Here is a 26,339-nt window from a genome sequence, read left to right on the forward strand (position 1 = left end):
AGCACAGTAAAGTTAGCTGGCCCGGCACAGAGTATTTTGGCTTATTGTTACCTACACTTATACCCGGACTGATACAAAGCGTAACATTCACCGCGTTACTTTCATCCGGCGACGTTTTAGTATGTCGGCGGTAAAACAGCATTGTGGAAGATGAAGATATGGCAGCAAAAATTATAAAAATCGCTATTCCGGTGGTCATTATCGCCGTGGCCGTGGTGGCAGCAATGAGCTTAACCAGCATGCGCAAACCGCCGGAGAAAAAAGAAGAACAACGCCCGGCTATTTTGGTAAATGCTGATGCAATAGCGCCACAAGATTTAGTCTATCGCATTCAGTCGCAAGGCACGGTGCAACCGAAGTTAGAAACCAACTTAAGCTCTGAGGTTAACGGTCGTATTGTTGCCGTGGCAGACAATTTTGTTGAAGGCGGTTTTTTTAACAAAGGTGATTTGTTAGTGCGGGTGGAGCAGGCAGATTATCAAACTAACGTTAAAGCGGCAGAGGCCAGCCTGGCCAATGCGCAGTCGGCATTAGAAGAAGAAAAAGCCCGTGGCCGTGTTGCTGAAGAAGAGTGGCGCTCCTTTACTGCCGGTAAAGCACCTGAGTTAGGCTTACGCCGGCCACAACTGGCGGGCGCGTTGGCCACAGTGCGCTCAGCTGAAGCCGAATTAGAGCGCGCACAGCGCGATTTGGCCCGTACTGAAATTCGTGCGCCTTATTCGGGAATGGTAAAAAGCCGCGATGCTAACCTCGGGCAGTTTATCAGCCGTGGTACCAGTGTCGGCATGATTTACGGCACCGACGTGGCTGAAGTTCGTCTGCCGCTGACCGACAACGATTTAGCCTTTTTACAAGTGCCGGATTTCACTGACGACAGCATTGAACCGGAAGTGATTTTAACCGCCGCAGTAGCCGGCCGAATTATGCAATGGCCGGCAAAGCTGGTGCGTACCGAAGGCTTACTGGATGCGCGCAGCCGGGTTATTTATGCCGTGGCTGAAGTGACCGACCCTTACCAGCGTCTGAGTAAAAAACAAGCGCCATTGCGCTTCGGTCGTTTTGTCCAGGCGCAGATACTCGGCGATGCCACCGAGCAGGTGGTTGTGGTGCCACGGCATTTACTGTTAGCACAGCAGCAGGTACTGGTGGTGGATAAAGATAACCAGTTGCAGTTCCGTGCGGTAGTAACAGAACGCACAGATGAACACTCGGCTTATATCCGCTCCGGCTTTGCAGAAGGCGACAGGCTGGCCACCTCGGCTATCGCCAACCCGCTGGCCGGCACCCTGGTGCGGGTTGCTGCTGATGAAGCAGTGCAGGTGGCAGAAGATGCGGAAAAAACTGATGCTGCAGTGCTGACCAGCCAGGTTAAGGAGTAAGGCATGGATACCAATAAGGGCATTATTGCCTGGTTTGCCCGCAACAGTGTGGCGGCTAATTTATTGATGGCGATTATTCTGGTGGCCGGTTTGGCCTCGCTTTTTACCATTAAGAAGCAGATTTTTCCGGAAATTGTGTTGGAGCAGGTTAACATCCGTGTGCCCTACCTGGGGGCAGCACCACAGGAAGTGGAAAGTGGGGTTATTGAGAAAATTGAAGAAAGCCTGCGTGGCGTTAACGGTATTAAGCGCATCCGCTCTACTGCGGTTGAGGGGTTGGCAACGGTGCGTGCCGAGATTGCCGGTAACTACGATATACAAGAGGTAATGGATGAGATAAAAACCCAGGTCTCGGCCATTTCATCCTTGCCGGAGCAAACCGAAAAGCCGGTGGTATACCGTGTACGCTTTCAAAGTAACGTGATGTGGTTATCGCTATATGGTGATGCCGATGAGCGCACCTTGAAAGAGGTGTCAAAAGATGTGCGCGATGAGCTGAAAAAGCTGCCCGGCATCAGCAAAGTTGATGTGGTTGGTGCACGCGACTACGAAATTGCTATTGAGCTGTCTGAGCTCAAGCTAAAAGAATACGGCCTGACCTTTGACCAGGTTGTTAGCGCTATTCGCGGCAGTTCGGTCGATTTACCCGGTGGCTCGATTAAATCAGAAAGCGGCAATATTTTGCTGCGTACCAAAGGCCAGGCTTACTTTGCGCAGGATTTTGAAGACATAGTGCTGCTGACCTTTGCCGATGGCACCCGCTTAGCATTAAAAGATATCGCCACCATTAATGACGGCTTTATTGAACGGGAAGATTTATCCACCTTCGATGGCAAAAATTCGGTGTCCATTCGGGTGGACGCTGTGGGCGATGACAATACATTAAAAATTGCCGCGACGGTTAAAGCCTACGTGGAACGTAAGCAAAAAGAATTGCCGCCCTCGGTATCTATTGCCCACTGGGGCGACTCCAGTTACTACCTGCAGGGCCGGTTGGACCTGATGAGCAATAACCTGCTGATGGGGGCCTTCCTGGTACTGTTAGCGTTAACGCTGTTCCTCGAGTTCCGCATTGCGTTTTGGGTAATGGTTGGTATTCCGGTGTGTTTCCTCGGCGCTATGGCGATGCTGCCGTTGCCGCTGTTTAACGTGTCGATCAATATGATCAGCTTGTTTGGCTTTATTTTGGTGCTGGGTATAGTGGTGGATGACGCCATTATTATCGGCGAAAGTGCCTACAGCGAAATTGAAAAACGCGGTAAATCTGCCGAAGCCGTTATCGCCGGGGCAAAAAAAGTGGCCATGCCGGCCACCTTTGGTGTGTTAACCACTATTGCTGCGTTTGTACCGATGTTGATGGTGGGCGGTGCTCAGGCGCCAATCTGGGGTTCTATTGCCTGGGTAGTGGTACTGTGTCTGATTTTCTCTTTGGTCGAATCGAAAATGATCCTGCCGGCGCACATCGTTAATATGGATACCAAGCCGTGGGATCCTGACCGCCGCGGAGTGTTTTACAGCCTTGGCCGTGGTGGTAGCAATGTACTCAAAGCGATACGGTTAAAGGTCGCTGCCGGCATGAACCACTTTGTTACCACAACCTATCAGCCTTTTGTAGAGCGGTGTATTCAGTATCGCTATATCACTATGGCAGCGTTTTTTGCCATGCTGATCCTGATGTTTGGTGTGTTGGGTGGCGGTCTGGTGCGCTGGGTATTTTTCCCGAATATTCCCAGTGACTTTATCAACGCTAACCTGACCATGCAGGAAGGCTCATCCAACCAGGCAACAGTAAATGCCATGCGCGAAGCCGAAGCTGCACTGGTACGCGCCAACGAAAAACTCAATGCCGAGTACGACGAGGATATTGTTAAGCATCGGCTGATGTTTCTTGAAAGCGATACCGGTGGCCAGTTGGTGGTAGAGCTGGAAAAAAGCGAAGGTCGCGAAATTGATGGCTTTGAAATTGCCAACCGCTGGCGCGATGAAATGCCGGAAATTCCGGGTTTAAAAGCCTTTAAAATTAACGCCTCAACCGGTGGTGGTGGCGGGGCCGATATCGCCTTGCAATTGCGCGGTACTAATCTGGATAACCTGAAGTTAGCCACGGAGGAGTTAAAAGCCCGTTTAGGCGAGTATGCCGGGGTGTATGATATTGAAGACAACCTGCTGGGCGGCAATGATGAGATCGTACTGCAGTTAAAACCCGAGGCGCATATATTGGGGTTAACTCTGGCCGATGTGGCGCGCCAGGTGCGCTATGGCTTTTACGGCGCAGAAGCGCAGCGCGTGCAGCGTGATGGCGAAGAAGTAAAAGTGATGGTGCGTTATCCGCGTACTGAACGCAGCTCTGTCGGTAGCCTGGAGAATATGCGCATTCGTACCGCCGATGGCGGTGAAATTCCGTTTGCTCAGGTTGCCAGCTACACCATGCAGCCCAGTTTCAGTGCTATTAACCGTGTCAATGGTGAACGTGCTGTTACTATCACCGCCGCGGCGGATAAAGCCACTGTGGAACCGGGCAAGGTTGTTGGCGAGATGAAAAACAAAGTGATCAAAGAGATCACCGACAAATATGAAGGCGTAACCGGCGAGCTCGATGGTGCCAGTCAGGATGAAATGGATGCTCAGGCTGATTTACTAAAAGCCGGGGTATTTGCGCTGTTCTGTATTTATGCCTTAATGGCAGTGCCGCTGAAATCTTACAGCCAGCCACTGATTATTATGAGCGTGATCCCGTTTGGTTTGGTCGGCGCTGTGGTAGGGCATATGGTGCTTGGCCTGAGTATGAGCATTATGTCGATCTTTGGCCTGGTGGCGCTTGCCGGGGTAGTGGTAAACGACTCGCTGGTCATGGTCGACTTTGTTAACCGTGCGCGCGAGGAAGGCTTGTCTATCCGCCAGGCAGTATCGCAGGCCGGTGCACAGCGTTTTCGCGCGATATTACTTACCTCGCTTACCACCTTTGTCGGCCTGGCGCCGATAGTGCTGGAGAAGAGCTTGCAGGCAAAAATTGTGGTACCGATGGCGGTGTCGCTGGCGTTTGGTATTTTGTTCGCCACTATTATTACGTTGGTATTGATCCCGGCGCTGTATGTAATATTGGAAGATGTGAAAAACCTGTTTCGCAGCAAAGAGCGTAAAATTGATACCCGCATAGCGCAAGTGCAACAAGAGCAGTAAGGCTTGCGCGGATAAAAAAGGCCACGCAATTGCGTGGCCTTTTGTTTTAGCTTAGCGCTTAATAAGCTTGAGTATGCACATCGCGTACGGCACGGCCGGACGGATCAGTCATTTGTGCCATTTTCGCATCCCAAGCCAGTGCTTCGGGCGTTGAGCAGGCCACAGACTTGCCGCCCGGTACGCAGGCAATAGCGCCGGCATGCGGGAAGTGTTCTTCAAAGATCACGCGGTAGTAATAAGCCTCTTTGCTGTCCGGGGTGTTCACCGGGAAGCGGAAGCTGGCGGTGGCCATTTGCTGATCAGTGACTTCTTTTTCGGCATGGGCTTTTAAGCTGTCAATCCAGCTGTAACCTACACCGTCAGAGAACTGCTCTTTCTGGCGCCATAAAATTTCATCCGGCAGCAGGCCATCAAAGGCCTGACGCAGAATGTGTTTTTCCATTTTACCGCCACCACACATTTTTTGCTGTGGGTTTAAGCGCATGGCAACATCCATAAAGTCTTTGTCGAGAAACGGCACGCGTGCTTCAATGCCCCAAGCCGACATCGCCTTGTTGGCGCGGTTGCAGTCGAACATATGTAAGCGGTCAAGCTTGCGTAAGGTTTCTTCATGAAACTCTTTAGCGTTGGGGGCTTTATGGAAGTACAAATAGCCGCCAAACAGCTCGTCCGAGCCTTCACCCGACAGCACCATTTTAATGCCGGTAGCTTTAATTTTACGTGCCATCAAATACATAGGTGTTGAAGCACGAATGGTAGTCACATCATAGGTTTCAAGGAAATACACCACATCACGCAGGGCGTCTAAGCCTTCCTGCACGGTAAAATGCACCGTGTGATGCACGGTACCAATAGCATCGGCCACTTTTTGCGCGGCTATTAAGTCCGGTGAACCGGCAAGGCCGACCGCGAAAGAGTGCAGGCGAGGCCACCAGGCTTCAGACTCATCGTTATCTTCTACACGGCGCTTGGCAAATTGCTGGGCGATAGCTGAAATAAGTGACGAATCCAGCCCACCGGACAACAGTACGCCATAGGGTACATCTGACATTAAGTGGCTTTTAACACTGTGCTCCAGCGCGGCTTTTAACTCAGTTAAACTGGCAGGGTTGTCTTTTACCGCATCATAGCTTTGCCAGTCACGCTGATAGTACTTGCGCAGCTCGCCAATTTTACTGTCAAAGTAGTGGCCTGGCGGAAACTCTTTAATTTGCTTACATACCGGCACCAGGGCTTTTAGCTCGGACGCGACAAACAGCTGGCCGTGCTCGTCGTAACCGTAGTACAGCGGAATAATACCGATATGGTCACGCGCAATCAGGTAACGGTTTTGCTCGGCATCATACAAAATAAAGGCAAACATGCCTTGCAGCTGATCAATAAAATCAGCGCCGTGCTCCAGGTATAACGGTAATATCACTTCACAGTCTGACTTGGTTTTGAATGGATAAGGGCTTGCCAGCGCTTTTTCGAGCTGCTTATGATTGTAGATCTCACCATTCACTGCCAGAATGTGATTTCGATTATCATTAATCAGGGGCTGGGCGCCATTTTCAGTATCTACAATCGCCAGGCGCTCGTGCACTAAAATGGCATTGTCGTTATTCCACACACCGGACCAGTCCGGGCCACGATGACGTAATAACTTGGATAACTGCAGCGCCTGTTGGCGCAAGGCTTTAACATCAGTTTTGATGTCAAGCACCCCGAATATCGAACACATGATAACCTCTATTAAATTAATTCGAATAAACCGACTGGTTTAAACACATTGTTTGGCAGTATGTACGTCTAAACGCACCCCCTGAATGTGCCACGCCATGCTAAAATTGCAAGCGCTTTTTCGCGCTTTTTGGAAGTAATTTATGCTGAGGGTTTTCAGCTACAGCAACAGAAAAGACAGCTTATGCAAAAAACTGAAGTAAAAATCCGCTTTGCGCCACCGGCAGACTGGAACGCAGCGTTGCTGGTTAGCAACCCGATATTTGCTGATTTATGTCAGTGTTTCCGTTTTGACCAGTTAACACATTACCCTGATATTAGCTGGCTTAATCAGTGCCTGCCGCTGTCGGGCATAAGCTTTGTCGACAATGCCGCACTGGAGCAGGATGGCCGCTATTACGAAGAGTATATTTATGCAACCAGGCAAATTCCAACCCGCAAAGACAACTGGCATGACTTTTTTGGCGCCTTAATCTGGTGTTTATATCCCAAAACCAAGGCGCTGCTAAATCAGCTGCATATGGCCGAAATCGGCCGTTATGGCTTGCAGCAGCGCAGTAAGCTGCGTAATAAGTTAACGCTGTTTGACGAGTGTGGCGTAGTGATTTGTCTTGAAGCGGATAAACAGCAACATGCTGCGTTACTGCGCACGCATCAGTGGCAGCAAAGCTTTGTGCAGCAGCGTAGCGACTGGTGGCATGGCGTGCGGCCAATGATTTTCGGCCATGCCATGTATGAAATGGCGACGACGCCTTTTATTGGTTTAACGGCCAAAGCGTTATTTATTAATGTGCCGGACGGCTTCAGCCGCTGGCCTTTAACAGCTGCTTACAGTTTTGTTGATGCGAAATTGCATGAACAAATTGCTAACGAGGCGGTACTTCTTGATAATCAACAGCTAACGCCTTTGCCGTTACTGGGCGTACCGCGCTGGTATAACGATAATGAAACAGCGGGGTTTTACCACAATACTGACTATTTCCGGCCGCAGCGACAGCGCTAAAGCCCCGACAACAGGACAGTTGCATGATTGATATTCAGGATTTGGCCAAGGCGTTTGCGCTTGGTAAAAACAGCAAGTTATCCGATACCGAAAAACAAGATGTGCGTTACAGCAAAGAGGCGTTTCACTCGGTGCGCAATGTCAGCTTCAGCTGTGGCGCCGGTGAAGTGCTGGGGCTGCTGGGGCCAAATGGTGCCGGCAAAACCACCACCTTACGGATGTTGTCTACCGCATTAAAACCTGATGCCGGCTCAGTGCTGTTAAACGGCGTGGACGTGTTGCAACAGCCGGTAAAAGCCCGGCAACAAATCGGCTTTTTATCCGCCGATACCGGCCTGTATGGCAAGCTGACCGCGTTTGAAAATATTGCCTATTTTGGCCGTTTGCACGGCATGAAAGAGGCGGTATTAAAGCAGCGCATTGACGAGCTGTTTACCCTGTTAAATATGCATGATTTTGCTAACCGCCGCGCTGATAATATGTCGACCGGGATGAAGCAAAAAACCGCTATTGCCCGTGCCGTGGTGCACAGCCCTAAAGTAGTAATTCTGGATGAGCCCACCACCGGGCTGGATATTATGACAGTGCAAACCGTGCTGGATTTTATCAAAGGTTTAAAAGCCGCTGGTACACCGGTGATTTTCTCTACTCACCATCTGGATGAAGTGGCGGCACTGTGTGATCGGGTAGTGGTTATTGATAAAGGCATCAGCGCCTTTTCCGGTGATATTCATCAGTTTAAAGCTTTAGCCGGTAATGGTGATTTACGCGAGGCGTTTTTGTCAGTATTACACGGCAGTGTAAGCACACAACAGCAGGGAGCAGCATAAATGTGGCAAGTCTATCTGAAAGAACTTACAGAGTTAATGCGTGATAAAAAAACGCTGATCTTTGTTATCTTGCTACCGATTTTTATCTTCCCGGTAATTTTTGCTGTAATGGGGCTGGTGTTGTCCAGCACCACCAACACCGCTATGCAGGCAGAGCACCGTTATGTGATTGTGAACGCAGAGCAGGCACCGCAGTTTGCTGATGCGCTGTTTTATCATAAAAACTTCAGGCAGATTAAAACCGACAAAACTGCTGAGGCAGATTTAGTCGCAGCTATCCGTAACGACGAGTTTGATGTAGCAATAGTAGTGCCTGCTGATTTCTCCGCTAAGCGCGCAGCAGTAGAGCAGGCGCAGTGGCAGATTATTTATAACCAGTCATCACAATTTGATTTTATGTATCGCTACTTTTCTGAACTGCTGGCGGATTTCAATGAGCAACTGCAACGTGATACGTTGACACAGCTGAACGTTGATCAAACCAAACTGGCGGCCATTATTAAACCGGTCGATGTGCAAAAAGTGGATACCGCTGATAAGCGCGAAAACATCGGTGAAAAATTTGGTGCCGTTATTGCCTATATCCTGATCCCGCTATGTTTGCTGGGTGCCTCTTACCCAGCTATTGATATGGGCGCCGGCGAGAAAGAGCGTGGTACGCTGGAAACGCTGTTAATTTGCCCTATCAGCCGTGTCAGTATAGTGCTGGGTAAATTTTTCACGGTGTTAACGACCGGGCTGGTAGGCGCGCTTATTACCGTAGCAAGCTTTGGTATCTGGGGCGCTATTATCGGCTCTCTGGGTGGCATGGCGGTAGTACAGGAGGCGATGTCTGCTATCGCTATTACTGAGCTGGTGCTGATTTTCTCGCTGTTGCTGCCAATATCCGCAGTATTTGCTGCCTTGTTGCTGGCTATTTCTATCTATGCCCGCACCTTTAAAGAGGCGCAAAACTACATCAGCCCGCTGTCGATACTGATCTTTTTACCGTTGATAGCCGCCATGCTGCCGGGGGTAGAGCTGAACAGTAAAACTGCGCTGGTGCCGATAATGAATGTGGCGCTGGCGATTAAAGAGCTGATCAAAGGCACCGCCGATTACGCCATGTTGGCACTGATTTTTGGTTCCACTTTGGTGCTGGCTACTGTTGCTATCGGTTTTTGTGTGCACTGGTTCCAACAAGAAAAAGTGCTGTTTCGCTAGCTAAGCGCGCAGTTAACCAAACCAACAACGCCGGCTTTAGCCGGCGTTGTTATTACGACAGGTTCCATTTCACAAATACTATTGATAATAGTTCTTAATAATATTAAAATGGCGGCGTTCTGTTAGCGGAGTGCTGTTATGTACGTATGTTTATGCAAAGCTGTCACCGATAAAGCCATTAAACAAAAAGTGGCCGAAGGCGTATCCACCATGCGTGAACTGAAAATGTGCACCGGTGTGGGCAGCCAATGCGGTAAATGTACCTGCCAGGCGCAGCAAATTTTGCATAACGAACTGGTGCAATTATCGGCTAACAATCTGAACCTGGCACAGCCCGCTGCTTAAACTGCATTTATATGCTTATTTTTCGCATTTAAATTCTGAATCTATTCTTTTTCCATCCGCTACTGGTCATAATAACGCTCTTGAATTAGGCTAAGCTCAGGTTTGGCGCAACATTGGCGCAACAATAGCGGTTATGGACAAAACTATGGATAAAATTAAACAGGTCGCCATTGTTGGCGGCGTGCATGGTAATGAATTCTCGGGCATTTATTTAGTTAAGCAGTATCAGGCCAAACCGCAGCTGGCCAGCCGTGCCGGCTTTAATACTGAACTGGTATGGGCTAACCCGGAGGCGCATCACGCTAACAAGCGCTATCTGCACAGTGATTTAAACCGCCAGTTTAAAAATGTCGATTTAGCTAACCCGCACCTGACCAACTACGAACAAAGCCGCGCTAAAGTATTAAATGCGCAGCTGGGGCCCAAGGGCAACGCCAAAACTGACCTGCTGATAGATTTACACAACACCACCAGCAATATGGGCGCCTGCTTAATCCTGACGCAGGCCGGCGATTTCTATAATAAGCTGGCAGCGTACGTAAAAATGCGGATGCCGGAGGCTATTATCTCCCGCGATGAAGATCACTTTGCCGCCGAAGAGCATGCACTAATGTGTACCCTGGGCCGTTATGGTGTGCTGGTCGAGGTTGGCCCGCAACCGCAATCGGTGCTGCGCCAGGATGTGTTGGATCTGATGCATTGTATGACGCAGCATATCCTCGACTTTGTTGAGCTGTACAATAGCGACAGTTTGCCGCCGCTACCCAAACAGACTGAAGCTTTTCGCTATTTACACAGCATTAAACTGCCGGTAAATGATAAAGGCGAGCGCTTGGGCATGGTGCATAAAAATGTGCAGGACAGAGACTATCAGCCGATTAATCCCGGCGACCCAATCTTTACCTTATTTGATGGCACAGAAATTTATTACGACGGTGATAGCACGGTATACCCGACCTTTATCAACGAAGCGGCCTACTATGATAATAATCTGGCTATGTCATTAAATGAAAAAGTTGTTATTACGCTGGAGTGATCTTGCTTGGTCTGACATCTGTATCATGATGATTATTTAGGTTTTCTTTTAGCAATTGCTGTGTTATTAAACTGTTATAAGAATTCAATGCTGTTTATCAGTGGTACAAGATGAAGTCTGAATACCGTTTTTTTTCAATACGTTACAAATGGTTGTTGGGGCTGTTTTTTTCGGGCTACTGCCTTGCCCAACAACCGCTTCATTTGCTGACTGAACACAACCCGCCCGGAGAATATCTGAATGCGCAGGGCGAAATAACCGGTGTTACCGCAGAGCTGATCCGGGTTTTGCAACAGCGGTTGGACGAGCCCGGTACTATGCAATTGATGCCATGGGGCAGGGCGCTTAATATCGCCAGAACCGCAGAAAATACGGCGCTGTTTGAAACAGTACGCACAGCTGAGCGTGAACACTGGTTTAAATGGGTTGGCCCGCTAAAGCATTATCAAATTTCGTTGTATGGCTTAAAAGAGCGGGTAGGTGAGCGGCCGGATCTTAATGCGTTAGCCGCTAACTATACGGCCTGCAGTTATCGTAATTCTGCTACGGTAGATGAGCTGAAACAACGGGGTTTTATTGAAGGGAAAACCCTGGTATTAACAAGCAAATCCGGCGACTGTCTGAATATGCTGTTATTAGGCAGAGTTGATTTAACCGCAGTGAGTGAGTTGTCTCTGCCGGAATTTATCGCCAGTGTACAGCAAGCTGGTCACGAGCTGATACTGGTGCAGTACTTATCCGGGCGTAAACGCTATCTGGCGTTTTCCCGTGATATTGCCGATGAACGCATTGCCCGCTGGCAGCAGGCGTTAGAGCAGAGCTATCGCGATGGCACTATGCGCAAGCTATATCAGCCGGTGTATGCCGAAGCCATTATTCAGCGGTTGGAAGATTTTGCCGTTCAGCCAAAATACTAAAGCCAGCTGACGCTGGCTTTATACTGTTTATGTACTTGTAGCATTAAAGCGTATCGTAACTGGCCTTTTTCTGAATCAACTCTATGGCGTAATTATCCGGATCGCGCACAAAGGCAATTTCGGTGGTACCGCCTTTTACCGGGCCGGGTTCACGGCTGATCACACCACCCTTAGCACGGATTTTATCGCAGGCCTCGTACACGTTTTCCACTTCCAACGCGATATGGCCATAAGCATTGCCTAAATCGTAGCTGTCGGTATCCCAGTTATAAGTCAGTTCCAGCACGGTGTGTTCACTCTCATCGCCGTAGCCAACAAACGCCAGCGTATATTTGTATTCGGTGTTTTCTGACTGGCGCAGCAGCTTCATGCCCAGTACTTCAGTATAAAAGGCGATGGATTTTTCCAGGTTACCCACGCGCAGCATGGTATGTAGCATTCTCATACAAACTCCTGTTCGGTTTGGTGTTTAAACTCGCAGTGCAGGCGGTAATGGTAACATATTCTGCAGCCCCGGAAGGATAGCTCAGTACCAAAAGCGGATATTCGTGCTGGTATTTAACTTCTGAAAATCACTGTATTTGTATGCATATAAAGCCCAAGCCCGGCTCAAGCTTTGTTAGACGGGTTAGCCCGTATTTGTCGCCGGCACAAATACCAGCTGTACCTGTAAGTTGTTGTAAGTTTTAAAGAAGCGGTGTAATGTTCTGTACATTAAATTTACAAAGACAGGTTAACCCGTGCTTAAAAGCGGGTCGACCCGCCCAATAAGCGTTATACAACTAGGGATAGCCGTGAAGAAATTATCCGGGTTAATTAATCTTGTTTGTCTATTGATCACATTTTCATCGAGTAGCGAGCAACACATAGACATCGATGACCTGCTAGTTGAAGCGTTTAAACTAAAGACAGAGAAAAGTTTTGAGCAATCTTATAAGTCATATTTAGCAATAATTGAGCTTGATGAAGCTTTAGATTACAGTCAAAAAGTAAACGCTTATTACGGGGCTTTAGAATTAACATTCATATTAAAAAAAGAAGACTCTGCTGCTGAATATGGTAAGGCTTTAATTAACTTATTGGCTCAAAATAAAAAATATGAAGAAGTTTATATGAGGTTAATTAGCCGTATTTGCTTCTCTGACGATTGGGCGTTTTACAGGCACAACTTTACGGATATTTGCGTAAACTAGTTGTATAACAAGCGCCTTAAACAACGCGGCCTTCGGCCGCTGGACTCGCAACAAGTTGCTCGCCGTTTAGGCGTGCGTTAAGTGTCATGAGAACTGAAACCAAAACTCAAGAATGGTTCTTGAAAGATCCGAGAACCAAAAAATGGATTAGGCAGTGTGCAGCTTGCGGGCAGTATGGCAGATATCCAAAAACGCCTGATAATATTCCAAAAGCAAACTTCGAGAATATGTTCCCTGTGATGAATTTGGATGAGCGTGGTTTATGTCAGTTTTGTGCGGCAAGGTTTAAGTGATGTGCATTATCCAAACACTTAACAAGCGCCTTAAACATCGCGGCCTGCGGCCGCTGGACTCGCAACAAGTTGCTCGCCGTTTAGGCGTGCGTTAAGTGTCCTCTATGAACTGCCTTAGCTGTCACGAAAAGTTTGAAATAGAAGAGGCTCTTGGTAAGAGTCCCTTCTCGTGGCCGGAGATGGGCGCATTTTGGTATGAATGTGAGTCTTGCGGAAAGGGAAACCATATCAATGTGTTGGAAGGAGGGTATGGTCAGATCAGAATTCTCGGTGCGCCGGGGCCTAGCTGGGAGCAGGTTGTATTCTTTCCATGCGCATCACTTCATGTTCGTAAAGCCCCTGGGTTTCTGCATGTATGGGTGGGGGGGAACCACTATGAAGTGGCTGCAAGGCGGTAAACACTTAACAAGACGCATCACTCGCGGCCTTCGGTCGCTGGGACGCCAACCGCATCGCGGTCGTCGCCCGTGTGCTTTGCGTTATACATTTTGGAGAGTTTAGCGTGAGCAATTTAGCACCAGCTCAGAATCCAATTCTTACAGTTATTTGGCTTGTTCTCGGACTTGCTGTTGTATCAGCTGCAATTGCAGCACTAATAGGTAACGGGCCTTTTATTGCTCCTGCGCTACTTATGATGTCAATAATACTCTTTATGTTAAGCGCGCAGCGGACTCAGCGTTTTGCGATGGAGCCAACTAAATTTAAAAAGCGCATGCAATTTGTCGCATTTTCCACGGTTATTCTCAGCAGCCTGTCCATTGTGTTTAATTCGGCGGTGCAGTAAATGTATAACAATGCGCTATTCCTATATAGGAACAAAATACATTGAAGATTTTAAGGATATTTTTTATATGGAGTTTGTTTATGGCAGAAGCCGTAGCTGAAAACATTTACTTCACTGCTCAAGGAGAGCAAGACGGTAAGCCCATTATCTATCGAAGCATGGAAAAAGTACCTGAAGGTCAAACTGAGGCTGACTTTCCAACCCTAATAAATATTTATTGGTCATTTGAGTCAGATGCAAATAATGGCATGCCTGATTCTCAAACAAATGCGGATCAGATTGCATTTGAGGACGCGATTGACTCACTTGATCAAAATGGTGTTAGTCATCTAATGCTGGTAGTCACAGGTAACGGACGCAAAGAATGGATTTGGTATGTCAAAGATGTAGAGGGTTGGATGGGAAAATTGAACGAACTACTTTCCGGTCACAAAGTTTATCCTGTTGAGATCGAGATAGAGCAAGATCAAAACTGGTCGACCTACCATAATTTTGTATCCGGGGTTAAAGGAATATAACAAGGTGATTAGTTTCGTCCCGGCCAGAAACAGCGTGGTTTTCACTGGACTGCCTAAAGCTGCGCTGTGGCGCAGTCAATTAGCAAAGCGCTAATATCCGCTTCTCGCTTAATCAGCTGTTCTATTATTCCGTCTTTTCTTTAAACTCACACAAATCTTCAATAAGCCGCCAGTGTTCGATAGCGAACAGAAGTGCAAGTCGATTGCCACTACGCTGCAGAACCCGAACAGGTTTAATCCAGCCACGTGCGAGGTCCATAGGTACTTTTTATGCAGATACATGATTTGCCGCTGCGACAGCTAATCATTGAATTGACCGAACCTGATGCAGAAAAAATGCTGGATACCGCGATTGATCGGTGGCAGCTGATAGCGGCCCATATGATTTCAATTCTTGGTGAGGGAGGGTTCAATTCACTTTATGAACGCAGTGTCATCCTTACCCGGTCGACATTTCCCTGGCTGTTGAGCAGCGGATGGCAGCCAGCAACAGAGCAGCGATTCATCGCCTTAAGGGCAAGCCTGGAAAGCCAAACGACGGCGCTTGCCAGTGCAGCAGACGGCCTGCTGCTGGCCAATTTTACTGCCATTTTGGAGTCTCTTATCGGCGCGCAGCTTACCACCCGTATTTTTCTATCTGCTTTGGGAAAAAACGCGTCTCCTGATCGAAAAGGAGTTAAAAAATGACTAAAAAAGCAAATATACGCCGCCTAAGCACAGAGGTACCCGGTTTAGACAACCTGTTGGGTGGGGGCTTGCCGGAGTTTTCGTTCAATCTGATCGTTGGCACGCCGGGCAGCGGCAAAACCACGCTCGCCCACCAAATGATGTTCTCGCTGGCCACTCCTGATAGCAAAGCACTGTACTTCACGGTGCTCGGAGAACCTGCATTGAAGATGCTGCGTTATCAACAGCAGTTTGCATTTTTTGATATCAGCAAGATTGAGGAGTCGATCCAATTCGTCAACCTGTCAGCAGAGCTGTTGGATGGCGCTTTTGACCGGGTGTTGTCGCACATCGCCGAAAAAATCAAAGCCTATGCGCCAAAATTTATTTTTGTCGATTCGTTTCGCTCGCTGGCGCGCTCCGCAAAAGAACATACCCAAGGTGATTTGGACTTACCGCAGTTTGTGCAACAACTGAGTATACAAATGAACAGTTGGCAGGCAACTTCATTTTTGATCGGCGAATATGTATTGCCGGAGTCAGAGACCAGCCCCCTTTTTGCCATGGCCGATGGCATTGTATGTCTGTCACAGAGTTTGCATCGAAATTCAATGCTGCGAAAAATTCAGGTGATCAAAATGCGTGGCCAGGCGCAACGCTCCGGTTTGCACACCTTTCGCATTGATGATGATGGCGTGCGGATTTTCCCACGGGCTATTGTCAAAGGCTCGATATCGACCAAAGTTGCTCCCGGGAATCCCGGCTCAGAGACTCGGGTGGCGGTGGGAACGCCCCGCCTTGATGACATGCTGGGCGGCGGTTTGCCGGTGGGTTATTCGTTGCTGGTGGTAGGCCCTTCGGGGTGCGGCAAATCCATATTGGCGACCCAATTTCTCGCTGAAGGAGTACGCCAGGGTGAGCCGGGTGTTATTGCGGCCTTTGAAAAAAGTCCCAGCCAATTGTTGGGTAATAAGAGGCTGTATTCGCTGGTGGAGTCGGGAGACGTGGGCGTGATCAACACCCGCTCGCTGGATTTGTCGATTGACGAAACCTTGCATGACATGCTGAAAATGATTGAAAAAATGAAAGCAAAGCGCGTGGTCATTGACTCTTTGTCCGGATTTGAGCTGGCACTGGCGCCTGAATTTAGCGAAAACTTCCGCGCCTCCCTGTACCGGATGATTGCCGAATTGACCGACTTGCGCGTCACCATATTAATGACCTCGGAACTGGAAGACCGCTACACCGATTTGCGTTTCAGTCCCTTTGGCAATGCTTTTCTGGCGGACGCCATCATCATGCAACGCTACATTGAACTTGCCGGTCAATTTAAGCGCGTCATCTCGGTTGTTAAGGTGCGCAGCAGTGCCCACAGCAAAGACATTCGACTATTTGAGATTACCGATGACGGCATCGTCATTGGCGAAGTTTTATCTGACTATAGTGGCATCACGACAGGTAGCCCCGGGATCGACCGATATGACAAAGAATAAAAGCCGCGCTGTCGCCAGGGGTGGCGCTAAGCCACCGTCGGATCTGACTCAGCAGCAAAAGAAACCTATTCCGGCCAGCCGGGCCAGCGCTACCCGGGACAGCGCCACCGGGGATAGTGCCCCCCTGGAAAATGAGAGAGCAAAGCGGAAAAATTCGCTAAGCGACGACGAAGCGGCCTTGCTGTGCCGAAAAAAATTGGTCGCTGCACGAGAGCATACAATGAATGCGCGTGAAAACGCTTCCGAGGCACGCGAAAACGCTTCTGAGGCACGTGAACATACGGTGTTGGTGCGCGAAGGCGCCGCCCAGACGCGGGAAGAAGAAACCAGTTCACGCGAAGATATCGCCGCCAAGCTTGAGGACGCGCTGCAACTGACACAGCTGGAGCTGCAGCTGCAGTCGTCTGAGCACAACGCCATGCTGCAAGAAGCGAACACCCGCTTAGTTTTAGCCACCCTGGCCGCACAAGGGCAAGCAGAACAAATCGAAAAGGTCAGAGTTGAGCTTGAGCATTTGGCCCATCACGACGCGCTTACCAACTTGCCCAATCGAGTGCTGCTAAGAGACCGCCTGAGCCAGGCCATTGAAGCGGCAAATCGCCAAGGCCGACAGCTCGGCGTCATGTTTATGGATATTGACCGTTTTAAAAACATAAACGACTCCTTAGGACATGCCGTTGGTGACCAACTGCTGCAGTCGGTAGCAAAGCGGCTGCTGAGTAGTGTTCGTGTCTCGGACACCGTTAGTCGGCAAGGCGGTGATGAATTCGTGTTGCTGCTGCCCTTCATTGAAGGTCCGGATGGTGCACAGCTGTCCGCCAGGAAGATCCTGACGGTGTTGGCGCATCCCCATAACGTTGGCGGGCATGATCTTCATATCACTTTTAGTATTGGCATCGCTATTTATCCCGCTGACGGCGGGGATGCGGAAGTCTTGCTCAAACATGCGGACATTGCCATGTTTTACGCTAAGGAAAGCGGGCGTAACAATTACAAATTTTTTGCGCAAGAAATGATCGAGCGGGCCGTGGAGCGGCAATCTATCGAGGCCAGCCTGCACCTGGCGCTGAAACGAAACGAATTTGTGCTGCACTACCAGCCTAAAATAGACCTGCACACTGGTGCTATTGTCGGCGTGGAGGCGCTCATTCGCTGGCAACACCCGCAGCGTGGCTTGCTGCTGCCAGGACACTTCGTGTCCATTGCAGAAGACTGTGGTCTGATCCTGCCAATTGGTCGCTGGGTGCTGCGCGAAGCCTGTTTACAAGCGGGTTTTTGGCTCAATGCAGGGCTGCCTGCCATTACCGTGGCAGTCAACACCTCCGCGCTCGAATTTCGCTCGGAAGCATTTCTGGAAAATGTCCGCGCAACGCTCAAAACCACAGGTTTGGACCCGCACCTTCTGGAAATAGAACTGACCGAAAGCATTCTGATGCGGGATGTGGAGTCGACCAACTCCGTGCTGCATTCGCTTTCGGACATGGGCATCAGGCTGTCGATCGATGACTTTGGAACCGGTTATTCAAGCTTGAACTATTTGCGGCGGTTTCCGATCAATACCCTGAAGATCGACAAGTGTTTTGTCAACCAGCTCAATGCCAACCCAGACGATGCCACCATTGTGCAGGCAGTAATCAGCATGGGCAAAAGCTTGCATCAACGGGTGATAGCGGAAGGCGTGGAAACACAAGAGCAGTATGCATTCCTTCTGGCTGAGAATTGCGACGAAGGACAAGGGTATTACTTCGGTTTTCCGATGGAGCCGCAGTCGCTGGCCGCGTTACTTAAAGCCGGTGGCTCACTGATCCCGGCGTCAGATTAGGTTTTAGTAGCAATAAGCAAGGTTTGCTTAAGTAATCTTGCCGCCATTTGCCTAGTCGGTTTTGTCTTTAAACTCGCAGTGCAGGCGGTAATGGTAATATATTCTGCTGCCCATGCAGGATAGCTCTGTACTAAAAGCAGATATTCATCCTGGTACTCAACTTCTGAAAATCGCTGTGTTTGCATACATATAATGCCCAAGCCCGGTTCGTGCTTTGTTAGGAGGATTAACCCGTATTTGTCGGCAGTACAAAATATCAGCTGTACCTGTAAGTTGTTGTAAGTTTTAAAGAAGCGGTGTAATGTTCTGTACATTAAATTTACAAAGGCAGGTTAACCCGTGTTTAAAAGCGGGTTGAACCGCCTAATAAGCGTTATATTTTCAAGGCAGATTTATGAGAATTCTAATTTCGGCAGTAATAGGACTTTTTTCGTCCTTTTGTTTTGCTGATTGTGATTTTTATGTTAAGCGTTCAAACGATGAGATCGATGCGTGGCTAACCATAAAAAGTTCTATATACAGAGAAATGATCAAAGATATCAGAGCCAGACCTGCATTCGGCACCTATATCATTAAAGATTCCATTTCTGCTAAATCTGGAAATACATATGCTAGAAATGGAAGATTAGAGATACATGTCAACCCTGAGCTGTCGCCAGCCAGGAAAATTTCGACAATAATATTTGAAATGAGTAATGTGTATTTTAATCCAGAGCACCAAAAAATAGATCTACTTGTGGACAAAGGGTTTATTAAAACAAAAGAAGAGTTTGGATTGGCGCATGAAATTTATGAATATGAAGCTATTAGAATGCACAAATCTGTGATAGGTGACATAAATAATAGCTGCAACAGACTCCCGAAGGAGTTTTATCACCTTGTATCAATTAAAGACAGAGATTTCGAGGACTACAAAATTCCGGATTTAGATAGATATCTGGAGAATCAATTGAAGTCAGGGCACACAGCCCATTATTATCTTTGGTTTTCAAAACGTAAGAAAATATAACAAGCAGCTGCAGCGGATCAATTTACGCTGCGCTTCAATTGCCCGCTGAGCTGGGCGTTATGCATTATCAGGTCTGATATGAATTGTATTTTTTGTGACATAGTTGCTGGTTCGTCGCCGTGCCATAAGGTTTGGGAAGATAGTGAGCATCTCGCTTTCTTGTCGATTTACCCAAATACCAGAGGGTTTACGGTGGTGATACCGAAGAAACATTATTCGAGTTATATCTTTGCACAAGATGACAGCGTCGTTGCCAACCTTACTTTGGCAAGCAAGAAAGTTGCCCTGTTGCTTGATAAGGCGCTTGATGGTGTGGCGCGAACAGGTATCGTTTATGAAGGATACGAAGTAGATCACTTACATAGCAAGCTGATTCCTATGCATGGTACCGGTGATGATTCTAATTTCAAACCAATTGACGGAACCATGGGGCCATTCATTCTAAAGTACGAAGGTTTTTTATCAACGCATGATTGTGAGCGAGCTGATGATGCTGAGCTTGCAAAATTGGCTGCACATATTAGGTCATGTGCATAACCAGGAGCAGCACTACGCAGCCTTCGGCTGCCGGACGCTCGCAAGCTCGCGCCTGCAGGCAGGGGTAATGTCCACTTTTTGCTGAAAAATGCAATGTTACGCTTCAGTTTTGTCTTTAAACTCGCATAAATCTTCAATAATACAGCTGCCACAGCGCGGCTTGCGCGCGACGCAGGTGTAGCGGCCGTGCAGGATAAGCCAGTGGTGCACGTCGAGTTTAAACTCACTTGGCACCACCTTAAGCAATTTGTGTTCAACCTCGTCGACATTTTTACCCGGTGCCAGTTTAGTGCGGTTAGATACGCGGAAAATATGTGTATCTACTGCGATGGTAGGCCAGCGAAACGCTGTGTTCAGCACCACGTTAGCGGTTTTGCGGCCCACGCCCGGCAGGGCTTCTAACGCTTCGCGATTTTCCGGCACTTCACCATTATGCAGCTCTACCAGCATGCGGCAGGTTTTAATTACGTTTTCGGCTTTGGTATTAAACAAACCAATGGTTTTGATATAGTGCTTTACGCCGTCGACGCCCAAATCCAGCATCGCTTGCGGTGTGCGCGCTACCGGAAACAAAAGTTTGGTGGCTTTATTTACACCCACATCGGTAGCCTGGGCGGATAACAGCACAGCGATTAACAGCTCAAACGGCGAGCTGTATTCCAGCTCTGTGGTAGGCTGCGGGTTAGCGGCGCGCAGCCGGCTTAGCATCTCGATACGTTTTTGTTTATTCATGCGTTATCCGGCAGTTTATTGCGCCGCACCGGTAACCCGGGCGCGGGCGATGCTGCCTTTTTCAATGGCCTGTTTTTGTTTAAGTTTGTTATCTATCACGTTTTTCAGCGCGATTAACAGCCCCATACCAATAAAGGCGCCTGGCGGCAACATCGCCAATAAAAAGTGGCTGTCTACCGTAAATAACTCAATGCGCAGCGCTTTGGCCCAATCGCCCAGCAATAAATCGGCACCGTCAAACAAGGTGCCCTGGCCGAGTATTTCCCGCATAGCACCAAGCACCAGCAGCACCAGCATAAAACCCAAGCCCATCATAATGGCGTCGATGGACGAGGGCAGTACGGCGTTTTTTGAAGCAAAGGCTTCGGCACGGCCGATAATGGCGCAGTTGGTGACGATAAGCGGAATAAAAATACCCAGCGATTGGTACAAACCAAAGGTATAGGCGTTCATCAACAGCTGTACCACAGTCACCAGGCTGGCAATAATTAACACAAACACCGGGATGCGAATTTCACTGGCTACATGGTTACGCACCAGCGACACGGCGATATTGGAGCCAAGCAGCACCAATAAGGTAGCGGCGCCCAGGCCCAATGCGTTGGTCACAGTGGCGGTAACCGCCAACAGCGGGCACAGGCCGAGTAATTGCACCAGCCCCGGGTTATTTTTCCACAAGCCCTGGATGGTTAAGTCTTTAAATTGGCTCATCAGTGTGTTGTACCTTATTAACCCTTGCAGTTGGCGGGCAGGGTGGCCAGCTGCGGATGTTGCTGCACATACAGCACGGCATTACGCACGGCATTAATTACCGCACGCGGCGTAATAGTAGCACCGGTAAATTGATCAAAATCGCCGCCATCTTTGCGTACTGCCCAGCGGCCGGCGTTGTCATCAGTTACTGCTTTGCCGCTAAAGCTGAAAATCCATGGTGAGCGCCTGGCTTCAATTTTATCGCCCAGGCCCGGTGTTTCTTTGTGTTCCAGCACGCGGCTACCCAACACAGTGCCATCAGGGGTAAGGGCAACAATTAAATCAATATTGCCGCTGTAGCCATCCGGTGCTGTGGTTTCAATAATGTAAGCACTAAGCTCGCCATCCTGACGCCAGCGATACAAGGTTTGGGCAGCGGCTTTACCGAGCAACTGCTCATCTGTTACCTGCAGGCAATCCTGCAATAATGTCTGGCCGGCATCCACACCGGGTAACACTTCAGATAAAATTGCCAGCTTGGCCGCCAGCCGCTGTTCGTTGATCCGCGGTGCAGTTTGCTGATTAACCAGGCTGAGTATGGCAACACAGACTGCTGCTGCTGCACCCAGTGCCAGCGCATTTTTACTGATAGCACGGATCATTTCAGTTCGCTCCGGGTGCGGTGGCCATAAGTTCGCGGCCTGGTGTAGTAATCAATCAGCGGTACCGCCATATTTGCCAGCAAGATGGCAAAGGCGTAGGCGTCCGGGTAGCCACCAAAGTTACGGATTAAAAACACCAGCAAGCCAATCAGGGCGCCGTAACACAACCGGCCCTTGTCCGTGGTAGAGGCGGATACCGGGTCGGTCGCAATAAAAAATGCTGCCAGCATAGTGCCGCCGCTAAACAGATGGAACAGCGGCCCGGCCAGGGTATCAGGCTCCGCCAGAGCGGCAATAGCCGATAACACAAACAAGCTGCCAAGCACAGCAACCGGAATACGCCAGCTGATAATTTTTTGCTGGATCAGCAGCAAGCCGCCGGCCAAATAAGCCAGATTAAGCCATAACCAGCCGGTACCGGCAAAGGCAAAAAATACCGGGCTTTGCAGGCTTTCTTCCAGGGTTAAACCGCGGCTTAAACCGGTGCGCAGTGTGTCCAGTGGTGTGGCCATGGTTACGCCGTCAATACTGCTTTGTAGCTGGGTTAGGCTAAAGCCGCTGCAGCTGTATTGGCTGAACACCGCACATACTGCATCCCATGGCGCCAGTTCAATGCTTTGTAATGATAATGGCGGCAGCCACTGTGTCATTTGCAGCGGAAATGACACCAGTAACAGCACATAAGCGGCCATGGCCGGGTTAAACAGGTTATGGCCCAAGCCACCGTATAACTGCTTTACCATAATGATGGCAAAGGCAGTACCGATAACAATCAGCCACCAGGGCGCATAGGGCGGAATAGCAATGGCCAACAGCACGGCCGTTAACAAGGCACTGTGATCTTTTAACCGTGGCAACACGGCTTTACCACGCAGCTTCAGCACCAGGGCTTCGCTGCACCAGGCGGTAATAATGGCCAGCGCCAATTGCAGCAGTACGCCATAACCAAACAATACCGCTTGCAGCGCTATACCGGGTAAGCAGGCGAGGACAACCATACGCATGATCTGCGCAGTGCTGCGCTGATTATGCTGGTGTGGTGAGCTGGCAATTTTAAAACTCATGAGTTCTCGCTATCGGCTTGTTTACGCGCTTTGGCCCGTGCAATAGCCGCGGCTATGGCGGCTTTACGTGGATCGGCTGCGGCTTCGGTTAGTTGCTCAGTAGCTGCTGTAACCGGTGCTTCCTGCTCAGTGGCAGCGCTTTGCGGCTGTTGCTTCGCTTTGGCACGGGCTATAGCGGCGGCAATGGCGGCTTTGCGCGGATCAGCGGCCGCCGGCGTTTGTACCGGCGTCGCAGTTACTGATGCAGCGCTGTTGTCTGCGGCTTGTGCTGTGTCAGTGGGTGCTGCATCAGCTTGTTTTGAGTCAGCATGTTCTGAGAAAGGCGTAGCCTGTTGCTGTGCTTTTTTGGCTTTAGCGCGCGCTAAAGCAGCTGCAACCGCAGCTGCTTTGCTGTCGCCGGCGGCAGCAGTGCCGGTATCAGCACCAGCACCGGCAGTGTCAGCCTGTGCCTTTTGCTGTTGATACTCGCGGGCCTGCTGCTTTTTCTGCTCACGTTCGGCCTGAATATCAGCTGCAGATGGCTGATCAGCGACGGCGCTTTGTGCTTGTTTGGCTTTAATCCGCGCCAGTGCCTCAGCAACAGCATTGTTGCCACCGCTTTGTTGCTGTTGCTGCTGCCTGGCGGCCGCCAATTGTTGGTTGCGCTCCAGCCGTTGTTGTTTCTCCAGCTCCAGCCTGGCATTTCGTGCTTCAAACCGGGCTTTGGCTTGCTCGGCCTTTAATGCCTCGCGCTGCTGTTCACGAATATCGGCTTTAGCTACGCGATAGTACTGCACCAGCGGAATTTCACTCGGACATACATAAGCGCAGGCACCGCATTCAATGCAGTCTGCCAGATTATATTGTTTTAACTTATCGCTGTCTTTGGCCTTGCTGTACCACAACAGCTGCTGCGGCAATAAACTGGCCGGGCAGGCATCGGCACAGGCACTGCAGCGGATACAATCCATTTCCTGCTGTGCCGCCGGCAACTCTGCTGCTGTCGGCGCTAAAATGCAGTTAGTGGTTTTTACTACCGGTACGCTCAGATCAGGCAGGGTAAAGCCCATCATCGGCCCGCCCATAATGACTCTTTGCTGTGGTTCGGCGGCAAAGCCGCAGGCATCTAATAAGGCCGATACCGGTGTGCCCAGCAACGCCAGTACATTTTGCGGTTGGCTTAAGGTATCGCCGGCCACAGTAACAATACGCGAGATCAGCGGGTGATCGTCCAGCACCGCCTGCGCCACGGCAAAGGCAGTACCGACGTTTTGCATCACAATACCAATATCAATCGGGCGGCGGCCATTGGGCACTTCTTTATTGGTCAGCAGCTGAATAAGCTGTTTTTCACCACCGGACGGGTATTTGGTGGGCACAGCCCGGACGTAATAATGTTCACGCTGGCTACAGGCTGCCTGCATGGCGGCATAGGCGATAGGTTTGTCATCCTCAATGCCGATTAATACCGCTTTGGGCTCCAGCAGATGACACAGAATATCAATGCCTTTGACGATGGTGGTGGCCGCTTCCTGCATCAGCAAATCATCGGCGCTGATATAAGGCTCGCACTCTACGGCATTGATAATCAGATAGTCTACCGGTTGCGACACCCCGGTTTTTAAATGGGTAGGGAAGCCTGCACCGCCCATGCCGGCGATGCCACTGTCCTGAATGCGGCTAAGCAGCGCCATTTTGTCGCAGTTGACCAGGTTTAACGGCGCGCGCGCGCGCCACTCATCCAGACCATCCGGTGCCAACACCAGGGTTAGCTCGGGCAGGGCAGACGGGTGCGGGCTGGTATGCGGCTCAATACTCAGTACAGTGCCGGATGTGGGCGCATGCACCGGCACGGCCATAGAATTATCGGCTGCGGTAAGCGGCTGGCCTTTCAGTACCCGCTCGCCTACATGCACCAGAATTTGCCCGGCCACACCGATATGTTGGCGCAGCGGCAGGTAAAGCCGGTCCGGTAGCGGCATTACGGCAATCGGTTTCTGGCTGGTTTGTTGTTTACGCGTGGGCGGGTGAATACCACCGTGAAAGTCCCACACCTTGCCGGCCTGAATTTGCGAAAATAATCCCGGCATTATCTTACTCCACCATCTTTACAGGTATGGCGGCCAAATCCCACTTCCAGCGCTCTGGTGTGGCCGCCAGCGGCACCATATCAATACAATCTACCGGGCAGGGCTCAACGCACAAGTCACAGCCGGTGCATTCATCAACTAATACCGTATGCATTAATTTAGACGCGCCAACAATGGCATCGACCGGACAGGCCTGAATGCACTTGGTACAGCCAATACACTCGTCTTCACGGATATAGGCCACCCGTTTTACGCTCTCAGTCTGGGCTTCGTTCAGTGGTGTTGCCTCAACACCCATTAAATCGGCGAGCTTGCGGATAGTACTTTCACCACCGGGCGGGCATTTATTAATGTCATCGCCGTTGGCGATAGCTTCAGCATAAGGCCGACAGCCAGGATAACCGCACTGGCCGCATTGGGTTTGCGGCAATATATCGTCAATTTGCTCTACCAGCGGGTCGCTTTCTACTTTAAAGCGAATGGCGGCAAAGCCCAGTACCGCACCGAAGATCAGCGCCAGGCTACCTATAGCAATAAGGGCAGTCATCAGTGTCATCAGGCTTTCACCAGCCCGGTAAAGCCCATAAAAGCCAATGACATTAAACCGGCGGTAATCATCGCAATGGCTGCGCCTTTAAACGGCAGGGGCACATCGGCGGCGGCTAAGCGCTCGCGCATGGCAGCAAACAAAATTAATACCAGCGAGAAACCCACGGCGGCGCCAAAGCCATACACCACAGAATTGACAAAATTATGCCGCTCGTTAACGTTCAGTAAGGCCACACCCAGCACGGCGCAATTGGTGGTGATTAGCGGTAAGAAAATACCCAGCAAACGGTATAAAGTAGGGCTGGTTTTATGCACCACCATTTCAGTGAACTGCACTACCACAGCAATCACCAGAATAAAGCTCAGCGTGCGTAAATAGAGTAAATCCAGCGGGGCTAACAGATAATGATCGACCAGATAACTGCACAAGGATGCCAGCGTTAAGACAAAGGTTGTCGCCAGTGACATACCAATGGCGGTTTCCAGCTTGCCCGATACGCCCATAAAAGGGCACAAGCCAAGAAACTTTACCAACACAAAGTTATTCACCAGTACGGTACTGATTAACAACAGCAGAAATTCAGTCATCGTATCGCTCAGGGAAAATGAAGGGCTATATTATGCAATTAAGCCGGTTGTG

At 49.7% G+C, this 26,339-nt stretch carries 25 protein-coding genes; 16 read left to right on the forward strand and 9 right to left on the reverse strand.

All coding sequences use genetic code 11. The features are described from left to right. Positions 1-158: 158 nt before the first annotated feature. Together Q8O77_RS14385 and Q8O77_RS14390 are read left to right on the forward strand one after the other, a co-directional pair. Positions 159-1,379 carry an efflux RND transporter periplasmic adaptor subunit gene (locus Q8O77_RS14385; protein ID WP_305554509.1) on the forward strand — a complete coding sequence of 407 codons (1,221 nt, stop codon included), beginning with the start codon at positions 159-161 and terminating at the stop codon, positions 1,377-1,379. Positions 1,380-1,382: 3 nt separating this feature from the next. Next, positions 1,383-4,559: an efflux RND transporter permease subunit gene (locus tag Q8O77_RS14390; protein ID WP_305554512.1), complete on the forward strand. Its 3,177-nt coding sequence runs from the start codon at positions 1,383-1,385 to the stop codon at positions 4,557-4,559. 58 nt (positions 4,560-4,617) lie between these two features. Here the strand turns inward: Q8O77_RS14390 and asnB are convergent, their stop codons facing one another. After that, a complete protein-coding gene (gene asnB, locus Q8O77_RS14395) occupies positions 4,618-6,282 on the reverse strand; it encodes an asparagine synthase B (protein WP_305554515.1) in 1,665 nt (554 codons plus the stop codon). Positions 6,283-6,465: 183 nt separating this feature from the next. Here asnB and Q8O77_RS14400 point away from each other — a divergent pair, with 183 nt between their 5' ends. From Q8O77_RS14400 to Q8O77_RS14425, 6 genes are all read left to right on the forward strand, one after another. Then, positions 6,466-7,284, forward strand: a complete 819-nt coding sequence (locus Q8O77_RS14400; protein ID WP_305554518.1) for a DUF3025 domain-containing protein — start codon at positions 6,466-6,468, stop codon at positions 7,282-7,284. Positions 7,285-7,307: 23 nt separating this feature from the next. Beyond that, the gene (locus Q8O77_RS14405; protein ID WP_305554521.1) at positions 7,308-8,114 is read left to right on the forward strand and encodes an ATP-binding cassette domain-containing protein; all 807 of its coding nucleotides are present in this window, start codon (positions 7,308-7,310) and stop codon (positions 8,112-8,114) included. After that, positions 8,115-9,317 (forward strand): ABC transporter permease, encoded by a 1,203-nt coding sequence (locus Q8O77_RS14410; RefSeq protein ID WP_305554524.1) that lies wholly within the window; start codon positions 8,115-8,117, stop codon positions 9,315-9,317. 138 nt (positions 9,318-9,455) lie between these two features. Continuing rightward, positions 9,456-9,662: a bacterioferritin-associated ferredoxin gene (locus Q8O77_RS14415; RefSeq protein WP_305554527.1), complete on the forward strand. Its 207-nt coding sequence runs from the start codon at positions 9,456-9,458 to the stop codon at positions 9,660-9,662. Positions 9,663-9,807: 145 nt separating this feature from the next. Beyond that, the gene (locus Q8O77_RS14420; RefSeq protein WP_305554530.1) at positions 9,808-10,698 is read left to right on the forward strand and encodes an aspartoacylase; all 891 of its coding nucleotides are present in this window, start codon (positions 9,808-9,810) and stop codon (positions 10,696-10,698) included. Between the two features lie 110 nt (positions 10,699-10,808). Then, on the forward strand, positions 10,809-11,615 hold the full coding sequence (locus tag Q8O77_RS14425; RefSeq protein WP_305554533.1) for an ABC transporter substrate-binding protein: 807 nt from the start codon (positions 10,809-10,811) through the stop codon (positions 11,613-11,615). Between the two features lie 43 nt (positions 11,616-11,658). Here the strand turns inward: Q8O77_RS14425 and gloA are convergent, their stop codons facing one another. Beyond that, positions 11,659-12,060: a lactoylglutathione lyase gene (gloA, locus tag Q8O77_RS14430; protein ID WP_305554536.1), complete on the reverse strand. Its 402-nt coding sequence runs from the start codon at positions 12,058-12,060 to the stop codon at positions 11,659-11,661. Between the two features lie 349 nt (positions 12,061-12,409). Here gloA and Q8O77_RS14435 point away from each other — a divergent pair, with 349 nt between their 5' ends. The 8 genes from Q8O77_RS14435 (at position 12,410) to Q8O77_RS14470 (ending at position 19,930) form a co-directional block, all read left to right on the forward strand. Continuing rightward, complete coding sequence (locus Q8O77_RS14435) at positions 12,410-12,808, forward strand: hypothetical protein (RefSeq protein ID WP_305554539.1); 399 nt, start codon at positions 12,410-12,412, stop codon at positions 12,806-12,808. Positions 12,809-13,603: 795 nt separating this feature from the next. After that, positions 13,604-13,885: a hypothetical protein gene (locus Q8O77_RS14440; protein ID WP_305554542.1), complete on the forward strand. Its 282-nt coding sequence runs from the start codon at positions 13,604-13,606 to the stop codon at positions 13,883-13,885. Between the two features lie 80 nt (positions 13,886-13,965). Further along, on the forward strand, positions 13,966-14,403 hold the full coding sequence (locus Q8O77_RS14445; protein ID WP_305554545.1) for a DUF695 domain-containing protein: 438 nt from the start codon (positions 13,966-13,968) through the stop codon (positions 14,401-14,403). 270 nt (positions 14,404-14,673) lie between these two features. Further along, positions 14,674-15,090, forward strand: coding sequence for a hypothetical protein (locus Q8O77_RS14450; protein ID WP_305554548.1), 417 nt, complete (start codon positions 14,674-14,676; stop codon positions 15,088-15,090). Beyond that, positions 15,087-16,562, forward strand: a complete 1,476-nt coding sequence (locus Q8O77_RS14455; protein WP_305554551.1) for an ATPase domain-containing protein — start codon at positions 15,087-15,089, stop codon at positions 16,560-16,562. Before Q8O77_RS14450 ends, Q8O77_RS14455 begins: the two co-directional genes overlap by 4 nt. Further along, complete coding sequence (locus Q8O77_RS14460; RefSeq protein ID WP_305554555.1) at positions 16,549-18,384, forward strand: bifunctional diguanylate cyclase/phosphodiesterase; 1,836 nt, start codon at positions 16,549-16,551, stop codon at positions 18,382-18,384. Before Q8O77_RS14455 ends, Q8O77_RS14460 begins: the two co-directional genes overlap by 14 nt. 394 nt (positions 18,385-18,778) lie before the next feature. Continuing rightward, complete coding sequence (locus Q8O77_RS14465) at positions 18,779-19,393, forward strand: hypothetical protein (protein ID WP_305554558.1); 615 nt, start codon at positions 18,779-18,781, stop codon at positions 19,391-19,393. A 78-nt stretch (positions 19,394-19,471) separates the two neighbouring features. Continuing rightward, positions 19,472-19,930 carry an HIT family protein gene (locus tag Q8O77_RS14470; RefSeq protein WP_305554561.1) on the forward strand — a complete coding sequence of 153 codons (459 nt, stop codon included), beginning with the start codon at positions 19,472-19,474 and terminating at the stop codon, positions 19,928-19,930. Between the two features lie 96 nt (positions 19,931-20,026). On the opposite strand, the gene nth is transcribed toward Q8O77_RS14470, so the two are convergent. Genes nth through rsxA form a run of 7 tightly spaced genes read right to left on the reverse strand, consistent with a single transcriptional unit; the run spans position 20,027 to position 26,287 of the window. Continuing rightward, on the reverse strand, positions 20,027-20,662 hold the full coding sequence (gene nth, locus Q8O77_RS14475) for an endonuclease III (protein WP_305554564.1): 636 nt from the start codon (positions 20,660-20,662) through the stop codon (positions 20,027-20,029). 15 nt (positions 20,663-20,677) lie between these two features. After that, positions 20,678-21,373: an electron transport complex subunit E gene (locus tag Q8O77_RS14480; protein ID WP_305554567.1), complete on the reverse strand. Its 696-nt coding sequence runs from the start codon at positions 21,371-21,373 to the stop codon at positions 20,678-20,680. 17 nt (positions 21,374-21,390) lie between these two features. Then, on the reverse strand, positions 21,391-22,017 hold the full coding sequence (gene rsxG / locus Q8O77_RS14485) for an electron transport complex subunit RsxG (protein WP_305554570.1): 627 nt from the start codon (positions 22,015-22,017) through the stop codon (positions 21,391-21,393). Beyond that, entirely contained in the window at positions 22,014-23,081 is a 1,068-nt protein-coding gene (gene rsxD, locus Q8O77_RS14490; protein WP_305554573.1) for an electron transport complex subunit RsxD, read from the reverse strand. The genes rsxG and rsxD overlap by 4 nt, the downstream gene beginning before the upstream one ends. Next, on the reverse strand, positions 23,078-25,150 hold the full coding sequence (gene rsxC, locus Q8O77_RS14495; RefSeq protein WP_305554576.1) for an electron transport complex subunit RsxC: 2,073 nt from the start codon (positions 25,148-25,150) through the stop codon (positions 23,078-23,080). Before rsxC ends, rsxD begins: the two co-directional genes overlap by 4 nt. A gap of 4 nt (positions 25,151-25,154) precedes the next feature. Then, entirely contained in the window at positions 25,155-25,706 is a 552-nt protein-coding gene (gene rsxB, locus Q8O77_RS14500) for an electron transport complex subunit RsxB (RefSeq protein ID WP_305554579.1), read from the reverse strand. Further along, positions 25,706-26,287, reverse strand: a complete 582-nt coding sequence (gene rsxA / locus Q8O77_RS14505; RefSeq protein WP_305554582.1) for an electron transport complex subunit RsxA — start codon at positions 26,285-26,287, stop codon at positions 25,706-25,708. The genes rsxB and rsxA overlap by 1 nt, the downstream gene beginning before the upstream one ends. Between the last annotated feature and the right edge of the window lie 52 nt (positions 26,288-26,339).

It is taken from the genome of Rheinheimera sp., from assembly GCF_030690345.1.
Classification (GTDB): domain Bacteria; phylum Pseudomonadota; class Gammaproteobacteria; order Enterobacterales; family Alteromonadaceae; genus Alishewanella.